The following is a 20376-nucleotide window of genomic DNA, read 5'->3' on the forward strand; positions in this document are numbered from 1 at the left end:
ATCAGGGTCCGGGCAGGGTCCGGGCGGGCGGGAACGTCACGCGTGCCCGCGTTCCGCCTCCGGCGCGGCGGGCCAGCTCCAGCTCCCCGCCATGGAGAGCCGCGAGCCCCCGCGCGATGGCGAGGCCGAGGCCGGCCCCACGGCCGGTGGCAAGATCTAGCCGGCTCTCGCGGGCATGGGCGACGCCCAGCGGCAGCTCGCCATCAGCGATGCCCGGGCCGCTGTCCTCGACGATGAGGACGGCTCCACCCGTCGCGTCCACGGCCGCGACGAGCCGCACCTGGCCTTCGACGGGCGTAAACTTCACCGCGTTTGCCAAGAGGTTGAGGGCGATCTGCCGGATCGCCCGCTCGTCGCCCCACAGCCGCGGCGTGCCAAGCCGCTCCAGGGAAAGGCGCAGGCGCCGCTCGGCCGCGAGTGGACGCATCATGGCGAGGCAGTCTTCCGCCAGCGCATCGAGCCGCACGGGCGTCTCCACCAGCGTGCGATGGCCGCTTTCGATGCGGGCGAGGTCGAGGAGATCGTCGGCGAGCGCCAGCAGGTGCCGGCCGGCACCGTGGATATCGCGGGCATAGCCGGCATAGGCCGACACCCGGTGCGGACCCAGCACCTCCTCGGCCATCATCTCGGAGAAGCCCATCACCGTGTTGAGCGGGGTGCGCAGCTCATGGCTCATCTCGGCGAGAAAGCGCGATTTCGCAAGGCTTTCCGCGGCCGCGCGCCGGCTCTCCGCCTCGGCCGCCAGAGCCCTCGCCTCGGCCGCCTCACACGCCGCATGGAGGCGCCGGACGTGACGGGCCACGACGGCGAAGGCAAGGACCGCGGCAGCAGCCCCCAGGATCGCCCCGGCAACACCGGCAGCGAGCCCGCCCGCCAGCGCAAGCCCGGCAGCGGCGGAGATCGCGAGCAGGATCAGGATCTTGGATGAGATGATGTCGGGCCCAGCGAATCCCTCCCCCGCTTCCGCCGGCTCCGGTTGGGAGGCCGCGGCGTTGCCGAGCGGGAGGCAGAGGGGGCCGGACATGCGGCGGGAGCCCTTCGCGGACGGAGTGTCGGTGGAATCGACCACCCTGCGGAACGTCACCTTGGCACCGACTCCTGCGTCAGGTGGGTTAACGATTGGTTAACGCCCCCACCCCATCCTGCCAGCGTCCCGGTCATCCGGCGTCGAGCGGCCAAGGCTGGACCATCTAATTCATGCGTTTGTTCGATATTTTACGCGCGGCCCTGATCCTCGCCGTGCTCGCAGTGGCGGTGGAAATGCTGTCGCGCGCCGAACATCTGGAAGGCCGCGCCGAGGCGGTGGATGGGGACACGCTGGACATCGCAGGCACCCACATCCGCCTCGCCGGCATCGATGCGCCCGAGCTGCGCCAGACCTGCGAGCGGGAGGGCCGCCCCTGGCGCTGCGGCGAGGCGGCGCGGGCGGCGCTGGCCGAGGCGCTGGCCGGCGGCCCGGTGTCGTGCCGCGCCGAGAAACGCGATAAATACAAGCGACCATTGGGTTTTTGCACCGTCGGCAGCACCGATATCGCAGCGCTGATGGTCGGCAACGGGCTGGCCATCGCCTATCTGGGCAAGGCCTACCAGAACGAAGAAGCGGAGGCGCGGGCCGCCGGGCGGGGCTTGTGGGCCGGCACCTTCCAACGTCCCGCCGACTACCGGGCCGAGCATCCGCGCGCGCCCTGATCGCGGAACGCGCGGACGGGAGCGCGGACCCTTGCGCGGTTGCCGCAGGCATGGTCTTTCGCTGGCCATAAAATCACGCCAGGGGGAAGCGCACCGCCATGAAGCTCTATGACACCAACCGGGCGCCGAACCCGCGCCGCGTCCGTATCTTCTTGGCGGAAAAGGGAATTTTGGTGCCCCTGGAGGCCATCGACCTCGGCAAGGGCGAGCACAAGAGGCCGGAATTCACCGGCCTCAACCCCCGCCAGCGGGTGCCCCTTCTGGTGCTGGACGATGGCACGGCCATCGCCGAAACCATGGCCATCTGCCGCTATTTCGAGGCCTTGCAGCCCGAGCCCAACCTGTTCGGCCGCACGCCGGAGGAGCAGGGGCTCGTGGAAATGTGGCAGCGGCGGGTGGAGCTGGACCTGTTCTATCCCATCATGATGGTGCTCAGGCATCTCAACCCGGCCATGGCCCAGATGGAGGTGCCGCAGGTGCCGGAATGGGGCGAGGCGAATAAGCCCAAGGTGTTGGCAGCGCTCGGCTTTTTCAACGATCAGCTAGCTGACCGGGCGTTCATCGCCGGCCCCCGCTTCTCGGTGGCGGACATCACCATGCTGGTGGCGGTGGATTTCCTGCGCGTGATCCGCACCGAGGTGTCCGAGCACCAGACCCACCTCAAGCGCTGGTACGATGTGGTCTCCCAGCGGCCAAGCGCAAAGGCTTGAAATCATGAAGCTAAAGGTGGTGGGTTGCGGCGATGCGTTCGGCTCGGGCGGGCGGGGAAATTCCTGCTACCGCGTGGAGACGGACGGGCATGTCGCGACCCTCGACTTCGGTGCGAGTTCACTCGTTCAAATGCACCGGTTCGGCATGGATTCCAGTGCGGTTCGGCAGGTGTTCATCAGCCATCTGCATGGCGATCATTTCGGCGGCCTGCCCTTCCTCCTGCTCGACGGCCAGTTCGTCCACCGCCGGAGCGAGTCGCTGACCATCATCGGCCCACCCGGTACCAGGATACGCCTCGACGCGGCCATGGAGGTCCTCTTCCCGAAGATGGCCACCAATGCCTGGCGGTTCGACTTCGAGGTGAAGGAGGTGGAGCCCGGCTCGACCTCGCAGCATGGCCCCCTCACCCTCACCACCGCCGAGGTGATCCACGGCTCGGGCGCCCCCTCCACCGCGCTCCGCATCACGGACGGCAAGCGCACCCTCGCCTTCTCCGGCGATACCCAGTGGACGGACGCGCTCCTGCCCATCGCCCATGGGGCGGACCTCTTCATCTGCGAGTGCTTCGCCTTCTCCGGCAGCCCGCACGGCCACATGGCCTATGAGACCATCGCGGAAAAGCGGGAGGCGCTGGGGGCCAGGCACATGCTCCTCACCCACATGGGCGACGAGATGTGGGCGCGCCGGAACGAGGTGGACCAGACCCATTTCACCGTGGCCGAGGACGGGCTTGAACTCACCCTCTGACGACGGCCTCGACGCGCTGGTCGCGCGCATCCGCGCCTGCCGGATCTGCCGCGAGGCGCCGCGGGGCGCGCCCATGCCGCACGAGCCGCGGCCAGTGCTCAGGGTGTCCGGCACCGCCTCCATCCTCGTCGCCAGTCAGGCGCCGGGGACGAAGGTGCACCTTTCGGGCCTGCCCTTCACCGATGCCTCGGGCGACCGGCTCAGGGCCTGGATGGGGGTGGACAAGGACACCTTCTACGATGCCGCCCACATCGCCATCGCCCCCATGGGCTTCTGCTTTCCGGGACAGGATGCGGCGGGGGGCGACCTGCCACCGCGCCGGGAATGCGTCGCCACCTGGCACGACACGCTGTTCGCCACCCTACCGCCGTTCCGGCTGATCCTCGCCGTGGGGCGGCCGGCGCAGGCCTATCACCTCGCCCGCCTCGGCCTCGCGGCGCACCTGAAGCCGAGCCTGACCGAGACGGTGGCCAAATGGCGGGCGGTTCGTGCGGCGGGGGAAAAGCTCGCCCATCCGGTGGCGGTCTACACTTTGCCCCATCCCTCGTGGCGCAACACCGGCTGGCTGAAGAAGAACCCCTTTTTCGAGGCCGAGCTGCTGCCGCAGCTTCAGGCGGATATCGCGAAGGCGCTCGGGCGGGGGTGAGCGGGCGGGGTGCTCGCGTTGGAACCGGCCGGCCCCCTCTCCCCTTGCGGGAGAGGGCTGGGGTGAGGGGTATAGCCCCATTTGCCCCAGCACCGGGATGGCGCGGCCAGCCCCCTCGGAACAGGGTGCAGCGCCGTCGTCCTCCGGCTCGACCGGAGGACCCATGGTGCCGCTTGTCACGCGACCCCGGCCATCCGCGCAAGCGGAGGGATGGGCCCTCCGGTCGAGCCGGAGGGCGACGGCGGGTGGGGTGAATCAACCCTCGCGTCCCGGACGCATGCAGCGACAGCGGAATGCGAGCCGGGACCCAGCGCAAGGGGCCGCCGAAGGCGCTGCCCTAGCCCAGCGCTCTAAGGTTTTGCCCCGCTGCGCGGGACTTTTTGCGCTGGTCCCCGGATCGGCGCTCCACCTGCGGTGTCGCTTGTCTGGGGAACGGAGATCCAGCCCGGCCCCTCAGATCCGCAGGCGCGCCCACAGGATGAAGCCGGCGCCGGCCACCGCGGCGGCGCCCACCAGCGCGACGAAGAGGGCGGACTGGTCGAGCCACGCCACGGCGGGCACGCACAGGGCCATGAACACGCCGTTCAGCGCCATGCGCCACGACTGGGTGTGCACGCCCGCCACGAAGCTGCCCAGCGCCAGCAGCAGGAGCACGATGAGGCTGGTGGAATCCGCGTCCGCCACCGCCTGCACGCTCGGCAGGAACACAAGGTTCATGGCGGCGAGGAAGGCGCCCCAGTGGAGGAACTGCGTCACCACCAGCCGCACGCGCTGCTCCTTCAGCGTGGCGCGCCGCCAGCCGGCGAAGATGCCCACCGCGCAGCTCGCCACCGCCACGAATTCCCAGAACGTGACCAGCGGCCGGCGCGTCATGGCCACGTAGGCGACGCCGCCCACCGTGAGCGCGAGGATGGCGAGATAGGGCCCCTCGCGCAGCCAGAAGTCGCGGCCGTCTCCCGCACCGGCCCCCGACTGCGCCCTGCCCGCGTCATCCATGTCCGCCTCCGCCGCGCTTTCCGCACCGGAATAGCCATAGGGCCGAAACGCACCGGATTGAAGCGCCCCGAAGGTCGCGCGGGGGCGCTCCCTCAGGCCGCGGCGGCTCGGTCCACCGGGTGCAGCATGCGCGAGGAGACCGCGATGCGGTTCCACACATTGATGGTGCCGATGGCGATGGTGAGCTTGGCGATCTCCTCCGGCGAGAATTCCGCCGTCACCGCCGCATAGGCGCTGTCGGGAATGCCGGTCTGCGCGATGAGCGTCACGCTCTCGATCCATTCCAGCGCGGCCCGGTCGCGGGGGCTGTAGAGGGGCGATTCCCGCCACGCCGTGAGCATGTGGAGATGCTGGGCGGGAATGCCGTCGGCGAGGGATTCCTTCACGTGCATGTCGATGCAGTAGGCGCAGCCGTTGATCTGCGACGCACGCAGCTTGACGAGATGCAGGAGGCGCTTCTCCAGCCCCGACTTCATCACCGCCCCGTCCAGCGCCCGCACGGCGGCATAAAGGGCGGGGGCGGCCTCGGCCACGTTCATCCTCGGTTCCATGCGGCTCTCCTGTCGGCTCTCGGATATCTGATCCCGCCCGTCCTTGGCGTGAATCATAGACATATTATATCTATGATTATCGGAGTAGGAAAGAGGCCAGCCGGTGATGAACCCGGGGCAGGAGCCGGAGCAGGCATGAGGCGGTTGGGAGACGGAGTGGAGGCGGCGCTGCACTGCGCGCTGGTGCTGTGCTGGCTGGAGCCGGGCAAGGTGCTGCCGGGCAAGAGCCTCGCCGAGATGCACGGCCTGTCCGAGAGCTACCTCCTCAAGCACATGCGCGCCCTCACCGAGGCCGGCCTCGTGGAAGCCCTGCCCGGCCCCCGCGGCGGCTACCGGCTGGCGCGGCGCCCCGCCGAGATCACGCTTCTGGACATCGTGGAAGCCATCGACGGGAAAGAGCCCGCCTTCACCTGCAAGGAGATCCGCCGGCGCGGGCCGGGAAAGTCCAAGGACCCGTGCGCCTACAAGACGGACTGCTTCATCAAGCGCCGGATGCTGGCGGCGGAAGAGCTGTGGCGCCAGTCGCTGAAGGCCCAGACCCTCGCCGATCTCGCCCAGGATGGCGAAGAGCTGATCGACGCCGAGAGCAGGAAGACCGTCGCCGCCTTCGTGCGCGAGGCGCAGCGCTAGAGCGCGCGTTGGCCCGAGACCGACCAAAGGCGCCAACCGGATGCCGTCATGCCCCGGCTTGTCCGGGGCATCCACCCCGCAACCCACGCGCCTCCCGGGGGACACGAAGCCAGCCCGGCCGCACGGTGGATCCCCCGGACAAGCCGGGGGATGACGGCCGGAACGGGCGGCTTCGGCCTTCGACTGCAGATGTTCAGCTCAAGACAACCGGCAGGCCCCGCGCGACGCAACGGAACTCTGCCGCCTGCCGCCCGTTGTGCTCCCAGCCCGAAGCGCATCGCGCCCGCGGGTGATCGCCCAAGGACAAACCCGGTCCCACCCGTGACCCACGCGGATGGACGCGCGCCCTCGCGCGCGCCGGCTGGCCGTGGTGCGATTTGGGCCTGCGACACGAGAAAACCGGCGGCAACGTCAAACGAAAGGCATTCCCCATGGCACAGTCCAAGACTTTGCAGGATCTGTTCTCCGAAACGCTGAAGGACATCTACTACGCCGAGAAGCAGATCCTTCGCGCGCTGCCCAAGATGGCGAAATCGGCCCAGTCGGAGGAGCTGAAGGCCGCCTTCCTCACCCATCAGGAGCAGACGGAAGGCCAGATCGAGCGCCTGGAGCAGGTGTTCGAGATGATGGGCAAGGCCGCGCGCGGCAAGCACTGCCCGGCCATCGTCGGCATCGTGGACGAGGGCAAGGAGATCATGGAGGACTTCGCCGGCACCGAGGCGCTGGACGCCGGCCTCCTCTCCGCCGCGCAGGCGGTGGAGCATTACGAGATCGCCCGCTACGGCACGCTGAAGACCTGGGCCGCCCAGCTCGGCCTCGCCGATGCGGTGCCGCTGCTGGAGGCCACCCTGAAGGAGGAGAAGGAGACCGACCAGCTCCTCACCCGCCTCGCCTCCGCCAACGTGAACAAGAAGGCCGCCTGAGGCGACCCTCTGGCGCCCGCTCCGGCGGGCGCCGTTTTCATAAGAGGCCCCCAGGATGGCGCCCCCTCCCTTCGACCCTCGCGATGTCGGCCGCCGCACGACCGCGCTGGCGGCGCTGAATGCGGAGGGCAAGGAGAAGGGACCGCTGGTGCCCGGTGCCACGAACCCCGTCTTCGGCGAAGGTCCCATCGGGGCGGCGCTCGCCTTCGTCGGCGAGCAGCCGGGGGACAAGGAAGACAAAGAGGGCCGTCCGTTCGTCGGCCCCGCCGGCAAACTGCTCGATCGGGCGCTGGAGGAGGCGGGGATCGACCGGGGCGCGTGCTACCTCACCAATGCGGTGAAGCATTTCAAGTTCGTCCAGCGCGGCAAGCGGCGCATCCACCAGAAGCCCGGCGCGGGCGATGTCGCCCATGAGCGCTGGTGGCTGGAGGCTGAGCTGGATCTCGTGGCGCCGCAGCTGGTGGTGACGCTGGGCGCGACGGCCCTGCTGGCGCTCTCCGGCAAGCCGCTGGCCATCTCCCGCCTGCGCGGGCCGGCGCGTCTCGGGGCGCACGACGCCTTCGTCACCGTCCACCCCTCGTCCATCCTGCGCGCGCCCGATGCCGACCGCTCGGCCGCCTACGCCGGCTTTCTTGCCGACATGCAGGCGGTGCGAAAGATCATCGCGGCGGATCCTCCCCCGGCAGCCGCTCGTTGAGTTCCTGCCGGCGCCGGCGCCGCTGGAAGGTGCCGTACAGCAAGGCGGCGAACAGCACGAGCGCGCCGCCGGCCACCGCGATCAAATAGAAGCCGCTGGCGGCATCGCTGGCTTCGTTCATGGCGCGCCCTCAGCTCAGCCGCATGGCGGCGAGATAGGCGGCCATGCGGCGGCCCGCCGTATCCACCGCCTCCTCAGTCCCAAGCCGCGCGGCGGCGATGAGGACGTGGGCGGTCTCCTGCAAGGCGGCGGAATGCTCCAGCGTCGCATGGCGACCGGAGAGGAAATCGCCGGCATCCGCCAGCGTGCGCAGCACGAGGCCGGGGACGGACACGACCTCGATGGGCACGGGCAGCGCCGCATGCCAATGGGTTTCGCCGCGCGCTTCGGGATCGGGGCCGGGCAGCACGTCGCGTCCCTCAATGGGCGAGAGGGCGCTGCCGAAATCCTCCGCCGGCCGATCACCGCCGGCCTTGCCCTCATAGACGCTGGCGGTGCGTTCGCCCGCGGCCTTGGTGGCCTGCGCCACCGGCGGGTTGTGCCGGTCGCCAAGGCTCTGGACGAGGTCGTCGGGATAGGCCGTGGATGCGGGAATGGCCGGTCCGGGCTCCGCCATGGCTTCCTCCTGCGCTGGTGCCTCCCGGTGCGCCGTGCGCAAACCGGGTTCAGGAGATCAAGCCATGGGGGCGCGCAGGGTTCCGGAATTCCCTATTCGGCCGCCTCGGCAAGCACCTCTTCGTCGCGCGCGGCCGGATGGGTGGGGAACGGCAGGCCGAGATTTTCGCGCAGGGTCGTGCCTTCGTACTCGGTGCGGAACAGGCCGCGCTCCTGCAGGATCGGCACCACCTGCTCGATGAAGTCCTCCAGCCCGCCCGGCAGGTGCGGCGCCATGATGTTGAAGCCGTCCGCGCCCTCCTTGCGGAAGCGCTCCTCCAGCTGGTCGGCGATCTGCTCGGCCGTGCCCACCACCTGCCAATGGCCGCGCGCGCCGGCAATGGAGAGATAGAGCTGGCGGATGGTGAGGTTGTCGCGCCGGGCGGCGTCGATCACGAGCTGCTGGCGGCTTTTCGGGCCGTTGGTCTCGGGCAGGTCCGGCAGCGGCCCGTCGAGATCATAGCCGGAGAGGTCGCCGACGCCGGCCACCACGGAGAGCAGCTGGAGCCCCACCGCCGGATGGATGAGGGATTGCAGCTCCTCGAACTTCTCCCGCGCCTCCGCCTCGGTGCGGCCGATGACGGGGAAGACGCCGGGCATGATCTTCACATGGTCGGGGTTGCGCACGGCGTTGGCGGCGCGGGTCTTGATGTCGGCATAGAAGGCGCGCGCCTCTGCCAGCGTCCGGTGGGCGCAGAAGATGGCTTCCGCGCTCTCGCCCGCCAGCGACCGGCCATCCTCGGACGCGCCCGCCTGCACCACCACCGGATGGCCCTGCGGCGAGCGGGCGACGTTCAGCGGGCCCTTCACGTTGAAATGCCTGCCGCGATGGTTGAGCACGTGGAGCTTTTCGGGATCGAAATAGGTGCCGGAGACCTTGTCGCGCTGGAAGGCGTCGTCCTCCCAGCTGTTCCACAGGCCCTTCACCACCTCGATGAATTCCCGCGCCCGGTCGTATCGGTTCGCATGGGGGATGTGCTGGTCGAGATTGAAGTTGCGCGCCTCCTCCTCGCCCGAGGAGGTGACGAGGTTCCACCCCGCGCGCCCGCCGCTCAACTGGTCGAGGGAGGCGAACTTGCGGGCGATGTGGAAGGGCTCGTTGAAGGAGGTGGAGGCCGTGCCGATGAGGCCGATGTTGTGCGTCACCACCGAGAGGGCGGACAAAAGGGTCAGCGGCTCGAAGCCCACGTTGCGCGAGGTGCGATGCACCGAATCGAGGTTCGTATCGCGCACGCCGAGGGAGTCGGAGAGGAAGATGGCGTCGAGCTTGGCCGCCTCGGCGAGGCGCGCGAGGCGCAGATAGTGGTCCACCCGCACATTGGCGTTCGCGGTGGCGCGGGGATGCCGCCAGCCGGCGATGTGGTGGCCGTCCGTCATGAGGAAGGCACCGAGCTTGATCTGTCGCGTCTTGGTCATCTGTCGCCTCCAGGGGGCGAAATCTCTGGCGGTTCGCGCGCCGCGACGGGGCAGGGTCGGCGGGCTGAACGGTTGGAGCGCGGCGGCCGGAGAGCCCGGGTCGAGGCAGCATCCAACAGTAATATGATAATTTCAATCTGTTTTATATGAATTTGACGCGCGCGAAGTACGCCTTCGCATCGGCGGAACGGTCAACCAATTGAGCAGAATATTAAAAACCTCTTCTGTCCCGCCGACGTGGATGGCCGGGACAAGCCCGGCCATGACGGGTGTAGCAAGGCGCGCCGTCGCATCGGGGACCGGCGCGCCTCGCCCCCTCAGCGCAGGCCGAAGCCCAGCGCGGTGAGCGCATCGCGGATGCGGTCGCGGCCGGCGAGGGAGGAGGCGCCCTTCACCCTCGGCAGAGCGGCGGCGATCCAGCCGATCTCGGGGATCTTCTGGCCCTTCTGGAAGGCCTTCAGCGCCGCTTCGTAATGGTCCAGCGCGTCCTGCGGCAGGCGCGCGTCGTAGCGCTCGCGGTGGAGCACGAGGCGCTGGGAAATGCGCGGCTTCACATCCGCCGGCCGGTCGGGATCGGGATGGCCGATGGCGAGGCCGAATACGCCCACCACGTTGGGCGGCAGGCCGAGCAGTTCGGCCAGTTCAACCGGTCGGTTGCGCAGCGCGCCGAGATAGACGCCGCCCTGCCCGAGGGATTCCAGCGCCACCAGCGCATTCTGCGCCCCCAGAGCGGCGTCGATGAAGCCGACGAACAGGGTTTCCAGAAAGCCCAGCGCGTCGGTGGGGTGGGCGTTGCGGCGGCCGATCTCCTCGAGGCGCGCGAGGTCGGCGAGCCACACCAGCACCAGCGGCGCCTCGACGACATGCTTCTGCCCGCCGGCGATCTCGGCGAGGCGCGCCTTGGTGGCCGGGTTTTCCACCGCGACCACGCTGAAGGTCTGGAGGTTCGAGGAGGACGGCGCCGACTGCGCCGCCGCCACCAGCGTCTCGATGAGCCCCTCCGGCAGGGGCTCCTGCGTAAAGGCGCGCACGCTGCGGTGGTTCAGGAGGCCGGCAATGGTGTCGTTGAGGAGGATGGAGGCCGGCGCCTCGGTCGCGCCGTAGCGGGCCTCCAGCAGGGCGCGGGCGGCGGCGGCTTCATCGGGCGCGAGGGTGGCGCCGGTGGCTGTATCGGTCATGCGGGCAAGCTCCATGGGACGGCGCCGCGAACGGCGCCCGAATGCGATCAGGCCGTGGCGCGCGGCTTCTCGGCGACGGCCGCCGCGTTCCGGCGGAAGCCGGCGGCGGGGTGGGTGTCGGGCAGGAGGGGGCCACGGCGGAACAGCTTCTCGCGCAGGGTACCCTCATCGTAGGACGTCTTGTAGACGCCACGGTCCTGAAGCTCCGGCACCACGAGGTCCACGAAGGATGCCAGCGTCTCGTGGGAGACAAGGCGGTTGAGGTTGAAGCCGTCCACGTCCGTGTCGCGCACCCAGGAGATGATCTCGTCCGCCACCTCGCCGGGAGAACCGACGATGAAGGGCGCGCGGGCGCCGGTGGCGGAGAGGGTGGCGAGGTCCTTCACCTTCAGCGGCTCGGCGCTGCGCAGGGTGAGGTTTTCCAGCGTGGACTGGATCGCATTGCTCTTCACGTAGGAGATGGCCTCCTCCGGGTCGAGGGTGGAGAGGTCCACGCCCGTCCAGCCGGAGAGCAGCGCCAGCTGCCCGGCCGTGTCCACATACTGGGCATACTCCGCCAGCCGGTCGAAGGCCTCGGCGCGGGTGGGGGCGACGATCACCGTCGCGCCGGGGAACATGCGGATGTCGTAGGGATCGCGGCCGAAGCTCGCCGCCGCCGTGCGCACCGCGCGCACCGCCTCGGCGAGGATGGGCCGGGTCTGGCCATTGAGGAAGATGGCCTCCGAATGCTTCGCCGCGAACAGGCGCCCCCGGCCCGAAGTGCCCGCCTGATAGAGCACCGGCGTGCGCTGGGGCGAAGGCTCGGCGAGCTGGATGCCGTCCACCTGATAGTAGGGGCCGTTGTGGCGGATGCGGTGGACCTTGGACGGGTCGGTGAAGACCCGGGCGGCGCGGTCGCGGCGCACGGCCCCCTCCTCCCAGCTGCCCTCCCACAGCTTGTAGACGGCGGCAAGGAAATCCTCCGCCGCCTCGTAGCGGGTGTCATGGTCGCGGTTGGACTTGTCGCCCATGCCGCGGGCGCCGCTGTCCAGATAGCCGGTGACGATGTTCCAGCCCACGCGGCCCTTGGTGAGATGGTCCAGCGTCGCGAAGCGGCGGGCGAACTGGTAGGGGTGCTCGTAGGTGAGATTGGCGGTGACGCCGAAGCCGATGTGCTTCGTCGCATGCGCCATGCTCGGCACCACGAGGGCCGGGTCGATGTCCGGCGTCTGGGCGGCGGAGATCAGGGCCGCGTCCGGGCTGTTGCCGTAAACATCGTAGACGCCGAACACGTCGGCGATGAACACACCGTCGAACAGGCCGCGCTCGGCGGTGACAGCCAAGTCGATCCAGTAATCGAGGCTGTTGTAGTCGAAGGCGCGGTCGCGCGGATGCGCCCACAGGCCGGCCCAGGTGTGGCCGGGCGAGGCCATGTTGAAGGCGTTGAAGCGGATGTCGCGGTTGAGCGGTTTCGTGGTCATGGCAGCGTCCGCCCTCAGCTGTAGAGCGGGGTCGGCGTGATGACGCCGTTGAGGGCGTAATTGCCCACCTCGCGGGATTTGTAGACCACCGGATCGTGCAGGGTGTGGGTGCGGATGTTGCGCCAGAAGCGGTCGTAGCCGTAGTGGCCGGCGGTGGCGCGGGCGCCCATCAGCTCGAAGATGCGGGAGGTGACCTCCAGCGCCGTGCGGCTGGAATGCACCTTGGCGGCATAGATGGCCGCGGCGGCGAGATTGCGCTCGTCCGGGGTGATGGCATTGCCCAGCGCGGCCGCCGCCTCGAAGCGCGCATTGGCCACGTCCGCCAGCGCAATGGAAGCGCGCAGCTCCACGTCGAGATTGCCGTAATGCTCGAGGATGTAGGGGTCGAGCCGTGCCGCCTCGACGCCTGAGGCCTGCCAGGGGCGGGAGACATCGCGGATGTAGCGGTTCGCTTCGGCGAGCGCGCCCTCGGCGAGGCCGATGTAGAAGTTCACGATCAGCAATTGGTGGAAGGGCACCACGAGGCTGGTGCGCGGCGGCGGCGGGGCGGCGGGATCGCCGAGGATTTCGTCGCGGCCGATCTTCACGTCAGCGAAGGCGATGGTGCCGCTCTCCGACAGGCGCTGGCCGAAGGCGTCCCAGTCGTTGCCGTGGCTCACGCCCTCCCGGTCGCCGGGCACGACGAGCACGGCGAAGCCGTCGCCGAGCTGCGCGCGCAGGGTGATGATGTCGGCGAGCGCGGCGTTGGAGGCGAAGGTCTTGCGGCCGGCGAGGCGATAGGAATCTTCCACCGGCGCGAGACGGGATTCCGGATCACGCGGGTTGGAGGCGCCGCCCCAGAACCAGCGTCCCGCCACCGACGCCCGCGCCAGCGCCGCCGCCTGCTCGGGGCGCGCCCGCCACAGGGCGTTGGTGAGGTGGAGATAGTGGTAGGCGAGCAACTGGGCGATGGAGGCATCCGCCCGCCCGATCACCCGCACGGCGAGGAGCGCGTCGGCGAACGATCCGCCGCCCCCGCCGTGCTCGGCCGGGTAGAGCAGTTCGAGCAGTCCTGCCTCGCGCAGCAGCGCGAGTTCGCGCTGGGGCGAGGCGCCGATGCGGTCGCGCTCGGCGGCATCGGGGACGAGCGCGTCGGCGACGCTCTGGGCGCGGGCGATCCAGTCCGGGCGCGGCGCCGGGGCGAGGGAGAGGTGGGACGGGCGTGCGGCGGGCGGGTTCATGGGTCAACGCTCCTCGATTGGGTTCCGGCAGGCGCGCTCACCAGGTAGGGATGAGGCTGCCGTTGAACTTGGCGAGGGTGAAGTCCTTCACCGGCTGGGACCGGTAGACCTGGATGAACTTGGCGATGCGCGGGTCATCCTTGCGGTCCTCGCGGGCGGCGAAGACGAGCGTGAAATAGGGCTTGGATTCCTCCAGCGTCGTCTCCGCCAGCAGCGCGCTCTTCAGCTGCAGGCCGGCGAGATAGGCATAGTTGGAGGAGACGAAGGCGGCGGCCACGTCGTCCAGCGAGCGCGGCAGCTGGGCGGCGTCGATCTCGACGATCTTGAGGTTCTTCGGGTTCTCCGCCACGTCCAGCACGCTGGCGTAAAGGCCCGAGCCCGGCTTCAGCTTGATGAGCCCGGCCTTCTGGAACAGCAGCAGCGCGCGCCCGCCATTGGTGGGATCGTTGGGAATGGCGATCTTCGAGCCGGCCGGAATGTCGGCGAAGCTCGTATACTTCTTGGAATAGAGACCGGCGGGCACGAGGATGGATTCATCCAGGGCGACGATATTATAGCCGCGCGTCTTCACCTGATTGGCGAGATAGGGCCGGTTCTGGAAGTTGTTCAGGTCGATGTCGCCGGCCTGCAGCGCCGCATTGGGCTGGTTCCAGTCGGTGAACTCGATGATCTCCGCCTTCACCCCCTGCTCGGCCGAGAGCTTCGCCGCCTCGCGCAGGATGTCGCCGTAGGGCCCGGCCGAAACGCCGATCTTCAGTGGCTTGTCGGCGGCGGCGGACGGCGCCTGCGCATTGGCGCCGGTGCCGAGCGCGAACAGGGCAAGGCCCGAGAAGAGGAGGGCCGCGAAGGGGGAGCGGAAGCGGGAGGTCATGGATCGATCCTGGTTCATGAAGGGGCGGAAGCGCGCGCGAACCCTGCGCCCCCGCACGGGCGGAGACGCGAAGCGTGGCCTTCGGATCGGCGCGCCTTCTATATTCCATAAAACTTATAGAATTAATTTGCATACCTCGCCGGCAGTGTCTATCCCCTTTTCGTCACGCCCCTTCCGACGCCGGGAACCGCCATGAACAAGCCCGTCATCCCCCTCCCCCCTGCCGCGCCCGCAGCGCCCACCACGCGCCGCTCGACCGATCCCGCCGACTGGCGCGACCTGTTCGCGCAGATCGGCGCAGGCTCCAGCGAGCGCGAGCGCGACCGGGTGCTGCCGTTCGAGGCGGTTGATCTCTTGAAAGCAGCCGGTTTCGGCGCGCTCAGGCTCGCGGAGGCGGACGGCGGGGCGGGCGCGACCTTCCGCCAGACCTACAAGCTGGCGCTGGACCTCGCGGCGGCCGACGCCAACGTGGCGCACATCTTCCGCAACCACTTCACGGTAGCCGAGCAATATGCGCGCCGGCCCTACGATGCGAAGAGCAGGGGCTGGCAGAAGGAGGTGGCGGCGGGCGGCATCTTCGGCCTCGCCTCCACCGAATCCGGCGACAAGCCGGCCGGCGGCTTCGCGCCCGACACGCGGCTCGACCCCGAGGGCGACGGCTTCCGCCTCAATGGCGTGAAGTATTACAGCACGGGCACCCTCTTCGCGGATTCCATGCTGATCCGCGCGGCGACCGCGGACGGACGGGTGGCGGCGGTCATCATCCCCACGCGGCGGGAAGGCATCGAGATCGTGGACGACTGGGACGGCGCCGGCCAGCGCCTCACCGCATCGGGCACCACGCGCTACCACAACGTGCGGGTGGAGGCCGACGAAGCGGTGTTCGACACCCCCGGCCTCGGCTACGGCCTCGCCTATTCCAACACGCAGGCGCAGCTCTTCCTCACCACCGTGGTGGCGGGCATCACGCGCGGTGCGCTGGAGGACGCCATCGCTCTGGTGAAGCGGCGCAAGCGCAGCTTCTATTACGCGCCGGTGCCCACCCCCGCCGACGACCCCTTCCTGCATCAGGCCGTGGGCCAGCTCGCGGCCAATGCTTTTGCCGCCGAGGCGGTGATCCTCGCGGCGGCCGAGACCCTCGACCGCGCGAGCGATGCCCGGGACCGCGGCGAGGACGCGCAGGCGCTCGCCGCAGAGGCGGCGAAGGCCGCGGCGCAGGCGAAGCTGGTGGTGGACGATCTTGCCCTGAAGTCCGGCTCTCTGCTGTTCGAGACCGGCGGCGCCTCGGCCACCGAACGGGCCGTCAACCTCGACCGCCACTGGCGCAACGCCCGCACCATCGCCTCGCACAATCCTTCGAGCTACAAGGCGAAGGCCATCGGCGAACTGCTGGTGAAGGGCACGCCGCTGCCGGCCAAGGGCTTCTTCTGAGGGCTTCTTCTGATCCGGCGTCTTACGTCACGATATGATGGCCCCGCCGCACCGGCGGGGCCATTTCTTTTAAGGGTCACGCCGCCGGAAAGGCGCCCTCGAACACGGTCTCGTCGAGCGGGCGCCGGCCGCTCGGGGTCTCGCCCTTGTGGAAGCTCTCCGGCAGCAGGGACTTGTCGCCGCGACGGCCGAGGGCGATGGCGATCTCCACCTCGTAATCGTCCGGCACCTTCAGCTCCGTGCGGGTCTTCTCCACATCGAAGCCGCCGATGCCGTGGGCGTGCCAGCCGAGCTTGGTGGCCTGCAGCGCGAGGTTGGCCCAGGCCGCGCCGGTGTCGAACGAATGGCTGCGCGCGACGATCACATCGCTCGTCCCCGGCCGCACGAAGGTGCGCGCCGACACGGCGATGATGAGCACCGCGGCATTCTGCGCCCACTGCTGGTTGAACGGGTTGAGCAGGCCGAGGAAGGTCGCGAATTCAGGCGTGCCACGGCGCGCGTAGAGGAAGCGCCAGGGCTGGGAGTTGAAGCTGGACGGCGCCCAGCGCGCCGCCTCGAAGATGGACTTCAGCTCGGCGGCCGGGATCTCCTCCCCGGTGAAGGCGCGGGGCGACCAGCGCTCCAGGAACAGGGGCTCGACGGGGTGCTCGCTCTGGCGCGGTGCAACGGCAATGGTCATGGGGCAAATCCTCGGGTTGGGAACGGATGAGCGTCACAGCCTCAGGCCGGCCTGCTTCAGCAGGGGCAGGATGGCGGTGGCGAAATGGTCAAGGTCGGCCGCGAAGTCATAGAAGTTGAGCTGCACGCCGTCGATGCCGGTCTTCTTCAGCGCGGCGAGCTGGTCCACCACCTCTTCGGGCGAGCCGATGATCTCGATGTTGCCGCCGAGGTTCAGCCCCTGCTTGTGCTTGGGGTCGCGCCGGCCGAGCCAGGCCACCGCATCGCTGTCATAGCCGCGATGGCCGAAGGACGTGTGGGTGGGCGCCGGCACCCCGGCGGCGATGGCGCGGGCATAGTCATGCGCCTCCGCCGAGGTGTCGCGGCTGACGATGATGGGGTTGATGATGGCCTTCACCTCCCGCCCCTTCGCCCGCGCCCGCCCCTTGATGGCGGCGATGTGCGCCGGCAGCGTCTCCAGCGCGCTGTCGATATGCGCGCCGCCGGGCGAGGTGAGGAAAACGAGGTCCGAATGGCCCGCCGCGAAGTCGATGCCGGCTTCCGAACCCGTCGCGGTGACGAGGATGGGGCGGCCATAGAGGGGCTTCGGCGTGATGTAGCCGTTGACGATCTTCCACGGGTTCAGCCGGCCCTCGACGGAATAATTCTCGGTGTCGCTCCACAGGCGGTGGAGCACGTCGAACAATTCGCCCGTCATGTCGTAGCGGCGATCGTGCTCGATGCGGTTCCAGCCGAACATCTCGTGCTCGATGGCGCGGTGGCCGGTGACGATGTTGATGCCCCAGCGCCCCTTGGAGATGTGGTCGAAGGTGGCGCCGATCTTGGCGATGTGCAGCGGGTGCCACGGCCCGTAGAGCACATGCAGAGTCGAGATGAGCAGGATGTTCTTCGTGGTGGCTGCCATGGCACCCAACGCCACGAAGCTGTCCAGCGAGGCCTCCCCGTCATAGCCGCCCTTGGGCAGCCACTGGGTGCGCGAGAAGGCGATGTCGAAGCCCAGCGCGTCGGCCTTCTGCACGAGGGCGGAATTGTAGTCCCAGGTCCAGCTGTTGCTGGTGGGATGATCGGAAAAGTGGATGTCCTGGAGGTTCAGGAACAGGCCCAGCATCAGCGGCTGGCGGGCCGAGCGGGAGAGCGGGCTGTCGGGAAAGTCCAGCGGGCCGCGCAGGAGCGGGGCATCGGACGGGGCGGCGAGAGCGGACATGACGAACCTCGCAGGAGGACGGAAAGTGCCCCGGCCCCTCCCCCGAGCGACCGGGAAAGGGGCCGGATCCGTGCCCGGCCGCCTGGGGAGCGGACGGGCGCGACGGAAAGGCGAAGCCTCAGGCGGTGGCGCGCGCCGCCTCGGCAAACTGGCTCCCGGGCCGCGGGAGGCCGTAATGCTCGCGCAGCGTCCGGCCGGTGTACTCCGTGCGGAACAGCCCGCGCTTGCGCAGGATGGGCACCACCTGGGAGGCGAAGAGATCGAAGCCGGCGGGGTACCACGGCGGCATCACGTTGAAGCCGTCCGCCGCGCCGGTCTCGAACCAGAGCTGGATCTCGTCGGCGATCTTCTCGGGCGTGCCCACTACCACGTAATGGCCGCGTGCCCCGGCGAGGCGGTCGATGAGCTGGCGCAGCGTCGGCTTCTCCCGCCGCACGATGTCCACCACCAGCTGGAAGCGGCTCGCCACCTGCTTCGCCGGGCCGACGTCCTTAAAGGCATCCAGCTCCACCACCGCATTGAGGGGGTGACCGGAGAAGTCCACGCCGGTGATCTGCTTCAATTGCGAGATGGAATATTCCGGCTGGATGAGGTCGCTGAACGCCTCGTGCAGCTGGCGCGCTTCCGCCTCGGTGGAGCCGATATAGGGGCTGATGCCGGGCAGGATCTTCACATGGTCCGGATTGCGCCCGAGGCCCGCCGCCTGCTTCTTGATGTCGGCATAGAAGGCCTTGGCGCTCTCCACCGTCTGGTGGGCGGTGAAGATGGCTTCCGCATAGCGCGCCGCGAACGAGCGCCCGTCGTCGGAGGAGCCCGCCTGCACATAGACCGGCCGGCCCTGCGGCGTGCGCGGCGTGTTGAGCGCGCCCTTCACCCGGTAGTGCCGGCCCACATGCTCGATGGGGTGGATCTTCGCGTCATCCGCGAACAGTCCGGAGACGGGATCTGCGACGAGAGCGTCGTCCTCCCAGCTGTCCCAGAGCTTGGTCACCACGTCCACGAACTCCGCCGCGCGGGCGTAGCGCTCGGCGTGGCTCGGGGTCTCGGCGAGGCCGAAATTGGCGGAGGCTTGCGGCACGGCGGTGGTGACGATGTTCCAGCCCGCGCGCCCGCCGGAGAGATGATCCAGCGAGGCATAGAGCCGGGCGAGATTGTAGGGCTCGTAATAGGTGGTCGAGGCCGTGCCGATGAGGCCGATATGGGTGGTGGCCGCCGCGATGGCCGAGAGCCAGGTGAGCGGCTCCAGGCGGAAGCGCGAGGCGTAGCGGATGTTGTCCACCTGCGCCGGCCCGTCGGCGAAGAACACCGCATCGAGCTTCGCCGCCTCGGCCGAGCGGGCGAGGTCCTGGTAGAAGGTGATGTCCAGCAGCCGGTCCGGCCGCGCGCCGGGATAGCGCCAGCCGGCCTCATGATGGCCGCCGGGATAGATGAACAGGTTGAGGACGAGCTGCCGGCGGGCCTGCGGGGCGGGGGTCGAGATAAGTGCCATTGGGATCTCTCCTGTGATCGCTCAAGGCGTGAAGGGGCAGAACATTCGGTTTTTTCAGCCGACGCGGGCGGCCACGCGCGAAGTCACGCGCTCTTGCGCGCGCTCCTGCACCCGCGCAGCCGCATCGCTTCCGCCGGTGTGCGGCACGCGGCCCTCAACCGGGTGGCTGGGATCGGTGTAGAATTTCGTGGAGACGTGCCCGTCCGGCACGAGGGAAGCCACCAGCGCCTCGTCGGCGGCGGTGAAGCCATAGTCGAGGGCGGCGACATACTCGTCCCACTGCGCTTCGGTGCGCGGCCCGGCGATGGCCGAGGTGACGAGGCTGTTGTTCAGGACCCAAGAGAGGGCAAATGTCGCGGCCGGAATGCCGGCCTCGGCCGCATGCCGGGCGATGGTTTCGGCGATGTCGATGGAGTCCGCGCGCCACTCCGTCTCCAGAATGCGCCGGTCGCCCCGCCCCACCCGGCTGTCGGCATCCGGCGCCGCGCCCGGGGCGTATTTGCCGGTCAGCACGCCGCGCGCCAGCGGCGAGTAGGTCACCACGCCGAGGCCGTAATGCTGGGCGGCGGGAAGCTGCTCCACCTCCGCCGTGCGGTCCACGATGTTGTAGAGCGGCTGGCTCGCCACCGGCCGGTCGATGCCGAACTGGTCGGCGAGATGCGCCACCTCGGCGATGCGCCAGCCGCGGAAATTGGAGACGCCGAAATAGCGCACCTTCCCCGCCTTCACGAGGTCCGCCACCGCCCGCACCGCCTCGCCCAGCGGCGCGTCGAAGATGGCGCGGTGGAAATAGAGGATGTCGATGTAATCGGTGCCGAGGCGCCTCAGGCTCGCCTCCGCCGCCTCGATGATCCACTTGCGCGAGATGCCCTGGCGGTTCGGCCCCGTGCCGCCCGGATTGGCGAATTTGGTGGCAACGACGTAGGCGTCCCGATCCTCGCGGATGGCGCGGCCGACGATCTCCTCGGTGCGGCCGTTCTGGTAGGCGTCGGCCGTATCGAGGAAGAAGAAGCCCTGTTCCTTCGCCTTGTGGATGATGCGGTGGGAGGTGGCCTCGTCGGTGGGCCCGCCGAACATCATGGTGCCCAGCGCGAGCTTCGGCACCTTGAGGCCGCTCCGGCCGAGATAGCGATAATCCGGCGGCGTCGCGGGCGCTTTCGGGAAGGCGTGCGCAGTCATTGGCGA

The 20376-nt window shown here is 69.2% G+C and carries 21 protein-coding genes and 1 pseudogene; 8 read left to right on the top strand and 14 right to left on the bottom strand.

Translation table 11 applies throughout. The features are described 5' to 3' along the window. Position 1: 1 nt before the first annotated feature. On the bottom strand, positions 2 to 1084 hold the full coding sequence (locus tag ACT54R_RS17190) for a sensor histidine kinase (protein WP_476328279.1): 1083 nt from the start codon (positions 1082 to 1084) through the stop codon (positions 2 to 4). A gap of 113 nt (positions 1085 to 1197) precedes the next feature. Here ACT54R_RS17190 and ACT54R_RS17195 point away from each other — a divergent pair, with 113 nt between their 5' ends. From ACT54R_RS17195 to ACT54R_RS17210, 4 genes are all read left to right on the top strand, one after another. Further along, positions 1198 to 1689: a thermonuclease family protein gene (locus ACT54R_RS17195; RefSeq protein WP_476328281.1), complete on the top strand. Its 492-nt coding sequence runs from the start codon at positions 1198 to 1200 to the stop codon at positions 1687 to 1689. A 98-nt stretch (positions 1690 to 1787) separates the two neighbouring features. Next, complete coding sequence (locus ACT54R_RS17200; protein ID WP_476328283.1) at positions 1788 to 2399, top strand: glutathione S-transferase family protein; 612 nt, start codon at positions 1788 to 1790, stop codon at positions 2397 to 2399. 4 nt (positions 2400 to 2403) lie between these two features. Further along, positions 2404 to 3147 carry an MBL fold metallo-hydrolase gene (locus tag ACT54R_RS17205; protein ID WP_476328285.1) on the top strand — a complete coding sequence of 248 codons (744 nt, stop codon included), beginning with the start codon at positions 2404 to 2406 and terminating at the stop codon, positions 3145 to 3147. Next, complete coding sequence (locus ACT54R_RS17210; RefSeq protein WP_476328287.1) at positions 3131 to 3793, top strand: uracil-DNA glycosylase family protein; 663 nt, start codon at positions 3131 to 3133, stop codon at positions 3791 to 3793. Before ACT54R_RS17205 ends, ACT54R_RS17210 begins: the two co-directional genes overlap by 17 nt. Before the next feature lie 453 nt (positions 3794 to 4246). Here ACT54R_RS17210 and ACT54R_RS17215 read toward each other — a convergent pair whose 3' ends face one another. After that, positions 4247 to 4789: a hypothetical protein gene (locus tag ACT54R_RS17215; RefSeq protein ID WP_476328289.1), complete on the bottom strand. Its 543-nt coding sequence runs from the start codon at positions 4787 to 4789 to the stop codon at positions 4247 to 4249. Positions 4790 to 4881: 92 nt separating this feature from the next. Then, positions 4882 to 5340 (bottom strand): carboxymuconolactone decarboxylase family protein, encoded by a 459-nt coding sequence (locus ACT54R_RS17220; RefSeq protein WP_476328291.1) that lies wholly within the window; start codon positions 5338 to 5340, stop codon positions 4882 to 4884. 135 nt (positions 5341 to 5475) lie between these two features. Here ACT54R_RS17220 and ACT54R_RS17225 point away from each other — a divergent pair, with 135 nt between their 5' ends. The 3 genes and pseudogenes from ACT54R_RS17225 to ACT54R_RS17235 form a co-directional block, all read left to right on the top strand. Further along, positions 5476 to 5970 carry an RrF2 family transcriptional regulator gene (locus tag ACT54R_RS17225; protein WP_476328293.1) on the top strand — a complete coding sequence of 165 codons (495 nt, stop codon included), beginning with the start codon at positions 5476 to 5478 and terminating at the stop codon, positions 5968 to 5970. Positions 5971 to 6401: 431 nt separating this feature from the next. Beyond that, the gene (locus ACT54R_RS17230) at positions 6402 to 6893 is read left to right on the top strand and encodes a YciE/YciF ferroxidase family protein (protein ID WP_168459106.1); all 492 of its coding nucleotides are present in this window, start codon (positions 6402 to 6404) and stop codon (positions 6891 to 6893) included. 103 nt (positions 6894 to 6996) lie between these two features. Next, a pseudogene (locus ACT54R_RS17235) lies at positions 6997 to 7590 on the top strand (UdgX family uracil-DNA binding protein); the annotation flags it as partial. Here ACT54R_RS17235 and ACT54R_RS17240 read toward each other — a convergent pair. From ACT54R_RS17240 to ACT54R_RS17270, 7 genes are all read right to left on the bottom strand, one after another. Beyond that, positions 7553 to 7711, bottom strand: a complete 159-nt coding sequence (locus ACT54R_RS17240; RefSeq protein WP_476328295.1) for a hypothetical protein — start codon at positions 7709 to 7711, stop codon at positions 7553 to 7555. The pseudogene ACT54R_RS17235 and the gene ACT54R_RS17240 sit on opposite strands and share 38 nt — an antisense overlap. Positions 7712 to 7720: 9 nt before the next feature. After that, positions 7721 to 8206, bottom strand: a complete 486-nt coding sequence (locus ACT54R_RS17245) for a hypothetical protein (protein WP_476328297.1) — start codon at positions 8204 to 8206, stop codon at positions 7721 to 7723. Positions 8207 to 8298: 92 nt separating this feature from the next. Next, positions 8299 to 9660 carry an LLM class flavin-dependent oxidoreductase gene (locus ACT54R_RS17250; RefSeq protein WP_476328299.1) on the bottom strand — a complete coding sequence of 454 codons (1362 nt, stop codon included), beginning with the start codon at positions 9658 to 9660 and terminating at the stop codon, positions 8299 to 8301. Positions 9661 to 9977: 317 nt separating this feature from the next. After that, positions 9978 to 10838, bottom strand: a complete 861-nt coding sequence (locus tag ACT54R_RS17255; RefSeq protein WP_476328301.1) for an NADPH-dependent oxidoreductase — start codon at positions 10836 to 10838, stop codon at positions 9978 to 9980. 47 nt (positions 10839 to 10885) lie between these two features. Then, positions 10886 to 12298: an LLM class flavin-dependent oxidoreductase gene (locus tag ACT54R_RS17260; protein ID WP_476328303.1), complete on the bottom strand. Its 1413-nt coding sequence runs from the start codon at positions 12296 to 12298 to the stop codon at positions 10886 to 10888. A 14-nt stretch (positions 12299 to 12312) separates the two neighbouring features. Beyond that, positions 12313 to 13518 carry an acyl-CoA dehydrogenase family protein gene (locus ACT54R_RS17265; RefSeq protein WP_476328305.1) on the bottom strand — a complete coding sequence of 402 codons (1206 nt, stop codon included), beginning with the start codon at positions 13516 to 13518 and terminating at the stop codon, positions 12313 to 12315. Positions 13519 to 13555: 37 nt separating this feature from the next. After that, on the bottom strand, positions 13556 to 14389 hold the full coding sequence (locus ACT54R_RS17270) for a MetQ/NlpA family ABC transporter substrate-binding protein (RefSeq protein WP_476328307.1): 834 nt from the start codon (positions 14387 to 14389) through the stop codon (positions 13556 to 13558). A 192-nt stretch (positions 14390 to 14581) separates the two neighbouring features. Between ACT54R_RS17270 and ACT54R_RS17275 the strand changes: the two genes are divergently transcribed. Then, complete coding sequence (locus tag ACT54R_RS17275) at positions 14582 to 15820, top strand: acyl-CoA dehydrogenase family protein (RefSeq protein ID WP_476328309.1); 1239 nt, start codon at positions 14582 to 14584, stop codon at positions 15818 to 15820. A gap of 76 nt (positions 15821 to 15896) precedes the next feature. Here the strand turns inward: ACT54R_RS17275 and ACT54R_RS17280 are convergent, their stop codons facing one another. From ACT54R_RS17280 to ACT54R_RS17295, 4 genes are all read right to left on the bottom strand, one after another. Further along, positions 15897 to 16499 (bottom strand): nitroreductase family protein, encoded by a 603-nt coding sequence (locus ACT54R_RS17280; protein ID WP_476328311.1) that lies wholly within the window; start codon positions 16497 to 16499, stop codon positions 15897 to 15899. A gap of 33 nt (positions 16500 to 16532) precedes the next feature. Next, positions 16533 to 17702, bottom strand: a complete 1170-nt coding sequence (locus ACT54R_RS17285; protein ID WP_476328313.1) for an LLM class flavin-dependent oxidoreductase — start codon at positions 17700 to 17702, stop codon at positions 16533 to 16535. A gap of 118 nt (positions 17703 to 17820) precedes the next feature. Continuing rightward, entirely contained in the window at positions 17821 to 19191 is a 1371-nt protein-coding gene (locus ACT54R_RS17290; protein WP_476328315.1) for an LLM class flavin-dependent oxidoreductase, read from the bottom strand. A 54-nt stretch (positions 19192 to 19245) separates the two neighbouring features. Beyond that, entirely contained in the window at positions 19246 to 20370 is a 1125-nt protein-coding gene (locus ACT54R_RS17295; RefSeq protein ID WP_476328317.1) for an aldo/keto reductase, read from the bottom strand. Positions 20371 to 20376 lie beyond the last annotated feature (6 nt).

Source organism: Xanthobacter sp. DMC47, assembly GCF_056313845.1.

Coding starts and splice junctions, on each gene's coding strand:
- ACT54R_RS17195 (WP_476328281.1), top strand. CDS start 1,198: ATGCGTTTGTTCGATATTTTACGCGCGGCCCTGATCCTCGCCGTGCTC.
- ACT54R_RS17230 (WP_168459106.1), top strand. CDS start 6,402: ATGGCACAGTCCAAGACTTTGCAGGATCTGTTCTCCGAAACGCTGAAG.
- ACT54R_RS17290 (WP_476328315.1), bottom strand. CDS start 19,191: ATGGCACTTATCTCGACCCCCGCCCCGCAGGCCCGCCGGCAGCTCGTC.
- ACT54R_RS17280 (WP_476328311.1), bottom strand. CDS start 16,499: ATGACCATTGCCGTTGCACCGCGCCAGAGCGAGCACCCCGTCGAGCCC.
- ACT54R_RS17200 (WP_476328283.1), top strand. CDS start 1,788: ATGAAGCTCTATGACACCAACCGGGCGCCGAACCCGCGCCGCGTCCGT.
- ACT54R_RS17260 (WP_476328303.1), bottom strand. CDS start 12,298: ATGACCACGAAACCGCTCAACCGCGACATCCGCTTCAACGCCTTCAAC.
- ACT54R_RS17205 (WP_476328285.1), top strand. CDS start 2,404: ATGAAGCTAAAGGTGGTGGGTTGCGGCGATGCGTTCGGCTCGGGCGGG.
- ACT54R_RS17250 (WP_476328299.1), bottom strand. CDS start 9,660: ATGACCAAGACGCGACAGATCAAGCTCGGTGCCTTCCTCATGACGGAC.
- ACT54R_RS17255 (WP_476328301.1), bottom strand. CDS start 10,838: ATGACCGATACAGCCACCGGCGCCACCCTCGCGCCCGATGAAGCCGCC.
- ACT54R_RS17225 (WP_476328293.1), top strand. CDS start 5,476: ATGAGGCGGTTGGGAGACGGAGTGGAGGCGGCGCTGCACTGCGCGCTG.
- ACT54R_RS17285 (WP_476328313.1), bottom strand. CDS start 17,702: ATGTCCGCTCTCGCCGCCCCGTCCGATGCCCCGCTCCTGCGCGGCCCG.
- ACT54R_RS17215 (WP_476328289.1), bottom strand. CDS start 4,789: ATGGATGACGCGGGCAGGGCGCAGTCGGGGGCCGGTGCGGGAGACGGC.
- ACT54R_RS17245 (WP_476328297.1), bottom strand. CDS start 8,206: ATGGCGGAGCCCGGACCGGCCATTCCCGCATCCACGGCCTATCCCGAC.
- ACT54R_RS17265 (WP_476328305.1), bottom strand. CDS start 13,518: ATGAACCCGCCCGCCGCACGCCCGTCCCACCTCTCCCTCGCCCCGGCG.
- ACT54R_RS17275 (WP_476328309.1), top strand. CDS start 14,582: ATGAACAAGCCCGTCATCCCCCTCCCCCCTGCCGCGCCCGCAGCGCCC.
- ACT54R_RS17240 (WP_476328295.1), bottom strand. CDS start 7,711: ATGAACGAAGCCAGCGATGCCGCCAGCGGCTTCTATTTGATCGCGGTG.
- ACT54R_RS17220 (WP_476328291.1), bottom strand. CDS start 5,340: ATGGAACCGAGGATGAACGTGGCCGAGGCCGCCCCCGCCCTTTATGCC.
- ACT54R_RS17270 (WP_476328307.1), bottom strand. CDS start 14,389: ATGACCTCCCGCTTCCGCTCCCCCTTCGCGGCCCTCCTCTTCTCGGGC.
- ACT54R_RS17295 (WP_476328317.1), bottom strand. CDS start 20,370: ATGACTGCGCACGCCTTCCCGAAAGCGCCCGCGACGCCGCCGGATTAT.